This is a genomic window from Allomuricauda sp. F6463D (assembly GCF_023015965.1).
Taxonomy (GTDB): domain Bacteria; phylum Bacteroidota; class Bacteroidia; order Flavobacteriales; family Flavobacteriaceae; genus Flagellimonas.
The window spans coordinates 1721863-1734989 of record NZ_JALKAN010000001.1; the positions used below are offsets into that span (position 1 = coordinate 1721863).

The 13127-nt window shown below is 38.2% G+C and carries 6 protein-coding genes; 2 read left to right on the forward strand and 4 right to left on the reverse strand.

Annotated features, from left to right (window positions below):
• Positions 1-157: 157 nt before the first annotated feature.
• The gene (locus MWU56_RS07685; protein WP_247043449.1) at positions 158-4324 is read right to left on the reverse strand and encodes a hybrid sensor histidine kinase/response regulator transcription factor; all 4167 of its coding nucleotides are present in this window, start codon (positions 4322-4324) and stop codon (positions 158-160) included.
• Between the two features lie 850 nt (positions 4325-5174).
• Between MWU56_RS07685 and MWU56_RS07690 the strand changes: the two genes are divergently transcribed.
• Together MWU56_RS07690 and MWU56_RS07695 are read left to right on the forward strand one after the other, a co-directional pair.
• Positions 5175-7037, forward strand: coding sequence for an arylsulfatase (locus MWU56_RS07690; protein ID WP_247043450.1), 1863 nt, complete (start codon positions 5175-5177; stop codon positions 7035-7037).
• A 24-nt stretch (positions 7038-7061) separates the two neighbouring features.
• The gene (locus MWU56_RS07695) at positions 7062-8912 is read left to right on the forward strand and encodes an alpha-L-fucosidase (RefSeq protein ID WP_247043451.1); all 1851 of its coding nucleotides are present in this window, start codon (positions 7062-7064) and stop codon (positions 8910-8912) included.
• 217 nt (positions 8913-9129) lie between these two features.
• Here MWU56_RS07695 and MWU56_RS07700 read toward each other — a convergent pair whose 3' ends face one another.
• Genes MWU56_RS07700 through MWU56_RS07710 form a run of 3 tightly spaced genes read right to left on the reverse strand, consistent with a single transcriptional unit; the run spans position 9130 to position 13097 of the window.
• A complete protein-coding gene (locus MWU56_RS07700) occupies positions 9130-9984 on the reverse strand; it encodes a hypothetical protein (protein WP_247043452.1) in 855 nt (284 codons plus the stop codon).
• Entirely contained in the window at positions 9981-11243 is a 1263-nt protein-coding gene (locus MWU56_RS07705; RefSeq protein ID WP_247043453.1) for an acetylxylan esterase, read from the reverse strand. Before MWU56_RS07705 ends, MWU56_RS07700 begins: the two co-directional genes overlap by 4 nt.
• 21 nt (positions 11244-11264) lie before the next feature.
• Positions 11265-13097 carry an alpha-L-fucosidase gene (locus tag MWU56_RS07710; RefSeq protein WP_247043454.1) on the reverse strand — a complete coding sequence of 611 codons (1833 nt, stop codon included), beginning with the start codon at positions 13095-13097 and terminating at the stop codon, positions 11265-11267.
• Positions 13098-13127: the final 30 nt, after the last annotated feature.

Consider the following 13127-nt stretch of genomic DNA (forward strand, 5'->3'; position numbering starts at 1 on the left):
AATCAATTTAAAAGGCACCAAATCGATATCTATTTTAAAAATAGAAGAATGGGGTATAACCTAAGGATTCTAGTCGGTAAAGTATTACACATGAACTTTAACACACTATAAAGGGTCTCTAATCCTAAAATACGAATGAACAAAGGATAAAAAGGGATTAAACTACTTTTTGTTTAATGAATTCTGATGGTGATACACCATGGAGTTTTTTAAAGGACGTTGAAAAATAGGAGTTTGACTCTATACCAATTAAGTACATGACCTCGGTAACATTATATCCCTCATTGTTCCTCAACAATTCGGCCGCACGCTGCAGTCTAAAGTTTCTTAAATACACATTGGGCACCTGGCCTGTAAGTTGTTTTAATCGTCTATAAAAATGAGAGGTGCTTAAGCCTACTTGGCATGCCAATTCTTCCACCCCGAAATTAGAATCCGAAAGGTTCTCTTCAATAGCTGCAATAACTTTCTCCAAAAAATATTTATCCCGAGTAGAAATTTCAATATCTTCCTTGGGCATTTCACTATTCTTGGTAAAATACTGCCGTAACTTCGCTTTATTTTGAATGAGACGATTAACTCTAAGCTCCAAATGACGAATGGAAAAAGGTTTGCTCAAATAGTCATCAGCACCAAATTCCAGTCCTTTAATTAAATCTTCTTGCCCCCCTAAAGCTGTTAGAAGCAATACAGAGATATGACTCAAATCAAAATCTGATTTAATTTTTTTGCACAATTCAAACCCGTCCATTTCGGGCATCATAACATCACTGATCACTAGATCAGGTTGTTTATCCTTGATTTTAGCCAAGCCCTCCACTCCATTGTTAGCTACATCAATATTATATTTTTGAGACAACGTACTAATTAAAAATGTTTGAACATCCTCTTCGTTCTCTACAATCAAGATACTAAAATCTTTTGTATCCACCTTCTCCTTTACGGTATTTCCAGTTTTAGTAATTTCAGCTCCTAAAGGTATCCAATCTTTGATAAAAGATTGTTCTGACTGCCCTATATCTAAAGAACCATATTCTGAGATGGTCATTGACGGTAAACTAACTGAGAACCTAGTTTCCAGTCCTGGATTACTCATCGCACTAATATCCCCCCCTAGTAGGTTAACCAAAGACTTACAAAATGACAGTCCAATACCACCTCCACTAACATTACCAAATTTATTGCCTAACTGATAAAATCGCTCGAAAATATTGTCCAAATCATTGGCAGGAATACCTTTGCCATTGTCAATCACATCGATATGGATTATTTTTTGTCCCTGGTCAAAGGTGATTTTGGATTCGACACTTATACTACCCTTTGGAGGCGTGTTTTTAAAGGAATTAGAAAGTAAATTAAAAATTATCCGTTCCGTTTTTTCAACATCAATAATTATTTCTTCATCAGGGGAACTCACCTTAAAATAAAAATTAATATCTCTTTCTTGAGCATAATTCTCAAAAGCCTCTGTAGTGGGGTACATAAATCCTCCCAAGGTATCTTTACTTAGTTGTAAATTCAAGTGGCCTTGCTCGGCTTGACGAAAGGTAATCAATTGATCCACCAGGCTTAATAATCGCTTTGTATTCTTCCGAATGATTTCCAAATACTTTCTGTTTTCTGGATCTTTATTCTGGATTAATATATGTTCCAAAGGACCTGAAATCAGGGTCAAGGGCGTCCTAAATTCATGGGATAAGTTTGTGAAGTAACGAAATTTACCTTGGTTGATTGTTTGTTGCCTTTGCCTATCTAGCTTTTCGAACTTAAGTCTCTGTTTGAGTTTTTCATGCTGCGTAAAATAAACCACAATGCCAACACATATCCCTGCTACAAGTATAATAAACAATAAATAGCTCCACCAAGTTTGATACCAAGGTGGTAATATTGACACCTGTAATGTCTTTATATCCGTAGCCCATACACCATCCCCATTTGCCGCTCTTACTTTAAAAGTATAATCACCCGCTGCCAGATTGGTAAAAGTGACCGTGGTTTTTCCTGAACTTTCTTCTATCCAATCCTCGCTAAAATTTTCCAGCTTATAGGCCAATCTATTTTTAGATGGACTGGCGGTATGTTCTACCGCTAAATTAAATGCTATACTTTGTTGTTGCGTTTTATTAATGGTAATGTGCTCCGTTTCTGAAATTGATTTTTGAAGAATGACGTGATTGTTTTGTTCTTCACCAATTTTAACGCGCTCATTATTTACCAATAAATCAGTTACCAGCACCTTGGGAGCTTGCTCATTAAGCTTAATGTTTTCCGGTTTTATAATTGTCAACCCATTTAAACCTCCAAAATATAAAAATCCAGATGCTCCTTTGAAATATGCACCTTGTCTAAAATTATTCTGTGGTAGTCCATCTCTAACGTCAAATACATCTATGGTGTTATCTACGACATTTAGTTTTACCAATCCCATATCTGTACTCATCCAGAGATGCTTATTCCCTTTTTTTAAAATCCCATAAATAGCGTCATCTGGTAGCAAATCATTCTTTCTAAAGTATTCCATTTGAGTGGGTATACCCATCTCATTCAAGGTCATTTTGTTAAGTCCACCTCCAAAAGTACCAATCCATATAGCTCCGTTATCATCCGTTTCCAAAGTAAATACTTTACGATAGCTCAATTTTAACCCATTAGTAGCATCTTCTGATATATTATGATCAATTTTTATACTTTCACCATCAAAATTTCCATGTATCAGTCCTTTATCTGTTCCAAACCAAAAGGACCCTTTTTCATTCTCCACTAAACTTTGAACACTTTCAGATTGAAGGAGAACACTGGATTTTACCGGTATCTGCGGCTTTACATTTTCTTGAATAACCTGCCAAGGATTAGAAATTACAACAATCGAAGAACCTGTTAACAAAACATTTTCATCATCTATCTGATAAATTTTCCTTGTTTCACTATGGTGGAAAGGAATTCCATTTTCTGTAAAATAAACTTGTTTATATTGCTTAGTTTTTGGATTGTAAACAATCACTTTATAATCTGTCCCAAACCAAATGAAACCTTCTCTGTCCTCATAAATACTCCTTACTACATCAGAAATCTCCAAATTCAATTTATCTTCTAAAGTTTCAAACCTTAGTGTATTTACCGTGGTATCTGTAACAGAGGTGGTAGTTCTAAACAAGTTTTTATCGTATCCCGACAGCCACAACTTGCCTTTATTGTCTTCAAGTATGGCCATCAATAGATTATCCGAAAGAGACCTTGAATCATATGGATTATGGGAATAAGCAGTAAATTGTTTTTGCGCTAAATTGAGTTTGTTAAGGCCAGATTGAGCAGTGCCAACCCAAAATACATCAAAATCATCTTGATAAATAGCATTAACATGTGGGCTACTTAAACTTGATTTATCTTTAGGATTGTAAGCAAAGTGCTTAAAACTTCCATTTTTATATTTAAATAGCCCATCTTCTTTAGTTCCGATCCAAATAGCTCCTGAATTATCCTCTACGATTGTCATTATAGCAAACTCAGAATCAGCAGAGGCCATATCACCTAAATCTTCATACACCTCTAAAACGTGCACTTTGTCCCCTTCAAAAGTGGCCTTGTATAAGCCCTTAGTTGTACTTATCCAAAAAAGACCTTTTTGAACCAAAACATTAGTTACCTCCTCATCTTTAAAAGATTCAATAGTAATTATGGATTCTACTTCAGGAAAATCTAGTTGAGGCTTTGTGATCAAATTCAACTTCTTCAAACCTTGATTGGTAGCAAGGACGATTGAAGAAGAGTCCAAAAACCCAAAACTATTGATAATTGCAATATCAGGTTCGCTTTTTAAAAGGTTATTAGAGACACTGAAAACCCCGTCCTTTTTATGGTTTAATTTAGCAACAAACAGCTCATTCTCTCCAGTAAACCAAACAGGCCCTTCTGACCTAGCGCTTATAGTATTGACGTGCAACTTTTTAGGCAAGGGTACGGTGTGAAATAGTTCCAAAGAAGGAACATAAGCATTTAACCCGAGATCTGTACCTATCCATACTACACCTTGACTATCCGTGCATAAACTGGAAATGAAATTACTATGAATATTTCCCTCAGTTTCCGACTGGGTGGTGAAGGTCTTAAACTCATATCCGTCATAACGGATAAGTCCGTTAGGCGTTCCGAGCCAGATGAAGCCGTATTTATCTTGGACGATGGAAGTGATGGTATTCTGATTAAATCCCTCTGCATTGGAAAATCGTTCAAATTTTTGGCCAAATACTGGTATAGAAAAACCCCACACTAACAGTGCAAATTGAGAAAGACATACTATAAGATAGCCTATAGACCTTCTCTTCATAATCATATAGTAATAAAATCCCTATTCATCTTTTATCCTAACTCTTACTATCACCATTATTTCTTATAAACGTTTCCAATTTAAACTATAACTATTTAAGAATTCAATTATTAAATCCACATTTTAGTAAAAAAATCACATAAAATAATATATCAAACCTATAAATATAAAAAGTTTTGAATAATCCCAATTATAGCCATTGAGTAAAAATAAGCAACCAATTTTTCATTTGAATGATGATGACCCTATCCAACTTAGCAAGAACTATTACAGCATAAAACACAGTAAACAAGCGAGTTAGAGCAACACATTATCAAACACCATGCTCATAGTGTTAACTCTAAGATTTTTTGAGCATTCCTATTTGAAAATAATAGTTGATTGATATAAGCAAGGGAATGATTGAATAGAGAAGACATTAAATGGAGTACCCTACTAATTTTGAACAACTATGAGGAGAATTTCCAATTTATAGTATGATTTAAAAGGCCTTTGAAAGTTAATTAGAACGTCGGTTAACAAAAAAATGTCTTAATTTAGGATTATTTGAACTCTAATTGGTTGAAGGTGGATGCTAGTTAAAAAACACGCACAAGACTGGTACAGTAATGCTCAATCCAGCCTTAACAGCAGTTGGTACTATTCCAGATAAACAAATTGATCGTTTGACCGCTTTTGGTGATTTCCCAAACAATAATGGCAAGGAAGTATAAAGTTTAGGTCCATGAAAAATTTTTGCTTCATTGCTTTGAAAATCAAATAAGGGAAACTAAGAGAAAATCATGTAATTACATGTAACTAGTATAAGAACAAATGAAAATTAAATAGCAAAATATCCTAAAGGAAAAAGATGAATTTATATGGTTTAAGAACTGCTTCAATTGTCCTCAACTTACTATTAATCAGTTGTGGGGAGGTCAAGCAAAAGAAGGAATCAGAAAATGATGTAGAAAATAAGAAAGTACCAAATGTGGTCATAGTCATTACGGATGACCAAGGTTATGGTGATTTGGGGTTTACTGGAAACCCAGCTATAAACACCCCTACCATAGACAAGTTGAGCAGGGAAGGAACCCTCTTGAACAATTTTCATGTGGATCCAACTTGTGCACCTACCCGAGCTGCTTTGATGACAGGAAGATACTCTGACCGCGTAGGCGTTTGGCATACTGTACAAGGACGCAACATGTTGCGTAAACGAGAAACCACAATGGCCGATGTATTTGAAGCCAACGGGTATGCAACGGGCCTATTTGGTAAATGGCATTTAGGGGATTGCTATCCTTACCGCCCGGAAGACCGTGGTTTCCAACACAGTGTTTACCATAAGGCCGGTGGTGTGGGGCAGGCCCCGGATTACTGGGGGAACGATTATTTTGATGATACCTATATTGTAAATGGAAAACCTCAACGCTTTGAAGGCTATTGTACTGATGTTTGGTTTGACGAAGGGAAAAAATTCATCAAAACCAATAAAGACAAGCCATTTTTCGCATATATTTCCCTTAATGCACCACACAAGCCATTATACTGTCCGGAAGAATATGTAAAACCATATGAAAATGATCCGCGGGTTTCTTCGCCCGAATTCTATGGGATGATTACCAATATTGATGATAACCTAAAAGCACTTACCCAAATGCTAGATGAAGAGGGTATTGCGGACAACACCATACTCGTATTCATGACCGACAACGGCACGGCCAGTGGTATAATAGATGGAAGAGGTTTTGACGGCGGTATGCGGGGAATGAAAAATTCCGAATATGAAGGTGGACATCGAGTACCTTTTATAATTCGTTGGCCCAATGGAAACATCGAAGCAGGAAAATCCATCGAAGCGCTTACGGCCCATATTGATATTCTTCCAACCCTAATCGACCTTTGCGAATTGGAGACTCCAGAAACCTCATATGATGGCAGAAGTATTCGTGATTTGCTATATACAGATGCCCCTAATTGGGCCGAGCGTTCGTTGGTTGTGGAATCCCAACGTGTTGTTGACCCCATAAAGTGGCGTAAAAGTGCCGTTATGTACGACCGCTGGCGTTTGGTAAACGGTAAAGAATTATATCAACTAGATCAAGATCCAAAGCAAAACACTGATATTGCCGATCAGCACCCGGAAGTACTGAAACAACTTCGCGATCAATACGACACTTTCTGGAACGATGTTTCCCAAGAACATGATTTAACCAGTTATATGATTATCGGGTCAGACCGCTCACCCATTGTTTCCCTGTCCTCCCATGACTGGTTGATCGATAGACTTCCACCATGGAACCAAGGGCATATCATCAATGGGGATGTTGCTGAAGAATCGTATTGGGCCATTGAGGTAGAGCAGGATGGGGAATATGAAATTTCCTTGAGGCGCTGGCCCGTGGAAGCTGACAAAGGCATCAATGATGGGACCTATGGTAAGGCTTTCAACTATAAACAGGCTCGTATGCGTATCGGAGACTTTGATAAGACCATAGATATTCCTGAGGGTGCCAAAGAGGTTACCTTTAAGATGAATTTAAAAAAAGGAGTCACTAAACTTGCTCCGGTATTTATCGGACCTGATTTAACGGCCACCCCTTACTATGCCTATGTGACGCACAAAGCTAAGCCAGGTTGGCAAACTCCCAAGGGTATGGGCATACCTGTTTATGACCCTTCATATGGACGTGTCCCCCCTCAAAAGAAACAGATCAATATTTCCGAATAGGGAACCCTATAAAACCACATCAAAATGATAAACTATTTATCCAAAATGTTTTTCTGTGGAATCCTAACCTTAGGGTTTCTATGTGGTTGTAAACAGCAATCAAAATTGGCGGTACAAGATGCCAAGTTTTGGGTGGTCCTTGATGCAGCCGATGCGATAGATACCGCAGACCAGTTATCCTGGGAATTTCAACTCAATCGGCCCGGCGTTTACAACCTACAAATTTTAAGGGATGGAGAACAGCAATCCCCCTTAGGTGAAATTGCCATAAGTAGCGCTGACGTACAACTAGAAGAAGCGCCGCCAACCACCTTTATAATTGAGGAAGCAGACGAAAAAAAAACAGTCTCACAACTGAATGCCACCATCAAATACAACAAAGCTGGTTTGCAAACTTTGACCCTGAATATTGATTCAGGAATTGACAAAATTCGTATTACCCCCTTGTACTCCAGGAACTTAGGTTTTGGAACCGATCAATATTATGAAGAATGGTTACAAATGCACCAATCTTCAGAAAAACAAGCTGCTTTAGAGTGGTTCAAAGAGTCTAAATATGGTATGTTCATTCATTGGGGCTTGTATTCCCAAGCGGGAGGTGTTTGGAAGGGTGAGCGCATGGAAGATTCAAAAAACCCAGGTCCGACGGTTTCAGAATGGTTGATGCATAAATTCCAAATTCCAAGGAATGAGTACGCCCAATTGGCCCAGACCTTTAATCCGGATACCTCCTTTGCCCAAAACATTGCCAAACTAGCTAAGAATGCCGGCATGAAATATGTGGTCATTACCACCAAACATCACGATGGGTTTGCCTTATTCGATTCTGAATGCTCTACTTATGATATGGTAGATGCCACACCCTACAAATCTGATGTCATAAAGGAATTATACGATGCCTGTTTGGCCGAAGGTTTAGCATTTAGCGTTTATTATTCCCATGGCAACGATTGGTATGATGGCACGGATGGGAATTATGCCAATGTTAAAAAACACAATGACTCTTTTGGAATACGCACCCACGCGACTGGAAAAAACCTCTGGGATCCCAGCCCTAATTACCATGCCTCCTATATTGAAAACAAAGCCATACCCCAAGTTAAGGAGTTACTGGACCTACTTCCGGAATTACGCTTATTTTGGTTTGATGGTGATGGTTTTATCACCGAGGCCCAAGCCTTTGACTTTTATAAACTTATCTACGACACCAACCCCAACATTTTGGTAAACCGGAGAGTTGGATTTGATTTTGGGGACTATTTAGATGCGGGAGACAATAAAATCCCTTCAGTATCAGATCAATTGACTAAGTATTTTGAAACTTGTGGGACTACAAACAATTCCTGGGCCTATAAATCCTATGATGATGATTGGAAAAGCACTCAAGAAATCTTGTACTACCTGGTAGACATAGCATCAAAAGGAGGAAATTACCTCTTAAATATAGGGCCAGATGGAACAGGACGTGTTCCTAAAGAAAGTGCAATCCGACTACGAGAAATCGGTAATTGGTTATCGATTAACGGCAAGGCCATCTATGGTACAACGCGTTGGGAAATAACCAAAGAAGGCAAGGAAGAAACCTTATTGGATGGAACCCAAGATCGGGCAGAAAAAGGTTTTAATCGTACTTTTACCCGTAATGATTTCTGGTTTACATCTCTTGCGAATCGTGTTTATGCAATTTCTTTGGTAAAGGCCGATGGTCCTATCAAGATTAAATCCCTTGCCTTGAGTCGTGGTAAAATTAAAAAAGTTACCCTTCTCGGAAGTAGCGCTCAGATTGACTGGAAACAAAATGATCAAGGCTTGGAAGTAAACCTAAATGAGCTCCCCTTGGGAAATTATGGATATGCGCTTGAAGTCACTTTCTAAAAATAGGTTCATCGATAAAAAAGTAAACAAAAACTCAAATAACAATCTCGGGCTAGGCTAGTTTTACTTTTCTTGAAATCTAGGAGCCTTCAAAAACCACCGCACCCAGTACCCAGCCTACTCTCGCTTGGGCTAAATACGCTATGGGGTTTAATTATACCTTAGGCTAAAAACCAATAGGGCAAGGCAGAATAAAGATGTTCGAATATATAAATTATCATAGACTCTCAACAGAAAGAGTTCCCGCAGAGCGATCAATAATAATTTTGAAGCTTTTATTCAAGCTACGATCAACGTATGAATCCACCACCAGAAAACCTTCATTCTCTTTAAAAATCAGATAGTCATCTTCATCATCATTGATCTTATTCTCCGTGGGCCAGACTCGGACATGGCGACCGGAAAGCGGTTCTAACTTAACTCCATTGGGATTGCCGCCACTGATACCAACAACCGGCTTGCTAGTGAGGTTGATTGGAGCGATCAAGGGGACTTCCGTAACCTGATAAACAAAGTCATATCTCTTATTGTTTTCAAGCTTTGCCAGCTCGTAACTGGTAAAATCGGTTCCAATACTATCGGTATGGGATTGCATAATAAAACGGCTTCGACCTTTAGAGAGGATGTACTCAGTTTCAGTCTTCAGCATTTTCCGAAATCGGTCATAGTCATCGTCATTACCAGTTTTCCAGTCACCATTGTCGTATACTAGGTCATGATTGCTGGCAGTCACATAAACTGGCACTGGTGAATTATTCATCACATACTTAATCACATTAAACTGATCTATCCCGGCACTAATGGTTAACTCACCCACTATGATAACGAAATCAATATCGGCATCTTCCACCGCCTTGTTTATGGACGCCATAATGCTTGTCTGAGCCTTTTCGGGAGTTTTAACATAAGTATTTCCGAATACCATGAAGGTATTTCTAGGAGCGGAATTAGGAAAAATTATCGAACTAGTCACTTCAGAAACATTAGTGTTTGATGATGCTATTTGACCAATGAAAATTACCATCATAAAAACAAACAACAACCATATCAATTTTATACCTTTTCTCATCATTTATTCTTTAATTCCACCAAAACTGAAGAAAAAATAAAACTCCGTGAGTCTTGTATGTTCACATAATAAGTGAGCGCTTCTTTGGGAAGTGTAGCATGTATTTCATTTTTTGAAATGTCCACTATCGCAGGCATACTCAACCAAGGGCCTGGACTTGAATGAATTGATTCGGGATCAAGTTTGCGGTAGGTCAACGCTTCGGTGATGTAATAAATTGTTGCTTTCAGAATAGCTGCTTTAGACTCATAAGCAAGAACAACATTTCTTCGCGATGGTTGTTTGATAATACGACCTAATCCCGGTTCTTTCCCCTTTAATATATAATCCGCAAAAGCATATATTTCTGGTACTTCACTAGGCTCCCAACCTGGTTTATGTCCGTGTTTCATACCAGGGTGAATTGTGAGATAGGCATGATCGCTTGTAGTTTTATATGAATCAGATGTTATATTAATAGAAAAGTGCCCATCACTATCACCATTGACCCAAAGTGTCGGTACAGAACCTGTAGAAAACTGTTGTGATGGATCCCAAAATTTCTTTTTCTCAATGAATTCTGGAGGTTTATTCCCATGCTCTCCAAAATGTCCCAATGATTCATTGAGATATCCTGCACCATAAACAGGCACGGCACACTTTAGCCTTGAGTCGAGTCCAGACATCAGACTACTTAATACACCACCCCATGAAATCCCTGTAATACCAATACGATCAGCATCAACTTCAGCTAATGATTCCAGGAGTGAATGCCCTATCATGATATCAGAAACAGCATGATACATCCATTGTTCTTCTATTGGCAAATCGACATCATCAAATCGTCCAACACGTGAAGGCCCACTGTAATCGTGAGTCAATTTTCCGTTTCCACTAGAATCAGGCATGTGTCCTTCCAAACTCATTGAAATTGCCGCATAACCGCGATCGTTCCATATTTTTACCCACTCATGAAAAGCCTTACCTCCTCCTCCGTGCACCAATACCATTGCTGGTACTGGTTTGTCACTTATTGGAATGCCCAAATAGGCAAAAGCTCTTGTGGATTTTCCTTTGTATGGAAGGGTTTCATAAAATAGTGCTTTGATATCCCCTTGATCTTTGGTTGGTTCCCAAAAAACCTCAGGAACTTGATAAACCTTGCTGTCCAGTAATTCTCTTAATGGTTTCGTGTTGGTTTGAGCTCGAACCATTACAGCTGCAAAAACAATTGCAACAAATAGTATGAACTTTTGATGTATAAGTGCTTTTTTATAATTCATAATCATATAAATATATAACGGCTATTTTACAGGTACAAGCTTTAATCCTTTGAAGTTAAATCGACTTGACATGCCAATTAAGGCTTTAGGATAAGCGGATATTGTGACATTCTCATTCTGATTAATTTGAATAGTTCCATGACTTTTCAGTGTCATTTCCCCAATATTTCCTTTAGGAGCTATATCCAAGGTGTCAGACGGTGTTCGCAACTCAAAAACATAATCATTATTTCCGTTATCCTCACTCATGACGTTATAAACTCCTGGCTTAGTTATGTTAACAGTCCAAATCAAACCTTGTTTGTTATTCTCTCCCCATCTATGCGTTACCTGTTCTTCATAATCATAACTTATCCTTCTAATTGCAAATTCACATTTTGCCACAGGAAGGTTAATTGTACCGTCGGCTTCTTGTTGGATGATTTCATTGATTACTTTAGCCGCCTCGTCTTCAATTTCCAATACAACCACAGTTACTCTAGGTTGCTTAAGCGCTTCTGGGACAGTTACACTTAAAAGTTCTCCTTCCTGAACAAATTCTAATGATTGCATTGTTTGATCAGCCAAACAATATGCTTTGTTAACCTTAGATAAAAGGCCGTTAAGTACTACCTGATTATCAACTAAATCTTTAATATGAAGATATATTTTACCAGGTTTACTTGTAATGGCATATGGAGGGAATTTCAACGGGCTAGGATCAGCGCCATAAATAGCTTCTCCGTTTACTTTGAGCCAGTCGCCTATGGCTGTTATGCTATTTACTTGTGATTGCGGTATGGTGCCATCGGGACGTGGTGCAACATTCAATAAATAAACGCCTCCATTACCTACAATGCGGCAGAGACTATAAATGAAATCACTGTATTCATCTGAACGGTCGTTTTCGCCACCATAAGAAGTGTAGCCCCAGCCACGTTGAGTAACGGATTCGTGTGTCTGCCATGGCACCTTTAAATCAGACAACCAAGTAGCCTTACTTACACTTGGCGTTTTACCATTATCTATAGACACATCAAAATGTCCAAAACCTTGTCCTAATCTTGAATTAACCAATGCTCCTGGTTGGTTGTCTTTTACTATATCCATCATTAATTGGCACTTCTCATCATCCATTTGAATGGGGGTATCAAACCATACCATAAAAATGTCTCCATAATTAGTGGTTAATTCTTTCACTTGCTCAACAGCTTTTTCGTTGAAATATGCATCAAATTTATCCTGAGGTTTAATTCTACTGCCAAAGTCCCAGCTATTACCTGCTCCGCCTTCTTCATGCCAATCCTGGCTTTGTGAATAATAAAATCCCAATTTCATGTTCCGTTCTGCACATTCTTCAGATAACTCCTTTAGAATATCTCTATCAAAACCAGCAAAATCAACCAAATTATATGGGTTTTTGGAATCATACATGGCAAATCCATCGTGATGCTTGGCAGTAAGAACAATGAATTTCATACCTGCGTTTTCGGCAATATCGACCCAATCCGAAGCTTTAAATTTTTCGGGTCTAAATAAACTAGCAGCATACTGTTCGTATTCATCAACCGGAATTTTAGCGTTGTGCATAATCCATTCTGCCGAAACTTCTTTTCCTTTCCAGACCCCTTCAAGCTGCGCATAAGGTCCCCAATGAACAAACATTCCAAATTTGTCTTCATATAACTTTTCCATGTTCGCTCTTATTTCAGGCGTGTAAGCAGAAACTTCCGTTTTTCCAAAATCCACTTTGCCCCCTGTTTCGGTCACATAATCGATTTGGTTAACTTTACTTTTATTGCTCCTGCAACTCGAAAGACTTAGGCAATTACCGATAATTACCAGAATTGTAATCCTTTTAAATAGATTCATCATATTTTATTATTTCTATGTAGAAAACAAACA

Coding starts and splice junctions, on each gene's coding strand:
- MWU56_RS07710 (WP_247043454.1), bottom strand. CDS start 13,097: ATGATGAATCTATTTAAAAGGATTACAATTCTGGTAATTATCGGTAAT.
- MWU56_RS07700 (WP_247043452.1), bottom strand. CDS start 9,984: ATGATGAGAAAAGGTATAAAATTGATATGGTTGTTGTTTGTTTTTATG.
- MWU56_RS07690 (WP_247043450.1), top strand. CDS start 5,175: ATGAATTTATATGGTTTAAGAACTGCTTCAATTGTCCTCAACTTACTA.
- MWU56_RS07685 (WP_247043449.1), bottom strand. CDS start 4,324: ATGAAGAGAAGGTCTATAGGCTATCTTATAGTATGTCTTTCTCAATTT.
- MWU56_RS07705 (WP_247043453.1), bottom strand. CDS start 11,243: ATGAATTATAAAAAAGCACTTATACATCAAAAGTTCATACTATTTGTT.
- MWU56_RS07695 (WP_247043451.1), top strand. CDS start 7,062: ATGATAAACTATTTATCCAAAATGTTTTTCTGTGGAATCCTAACCTTA.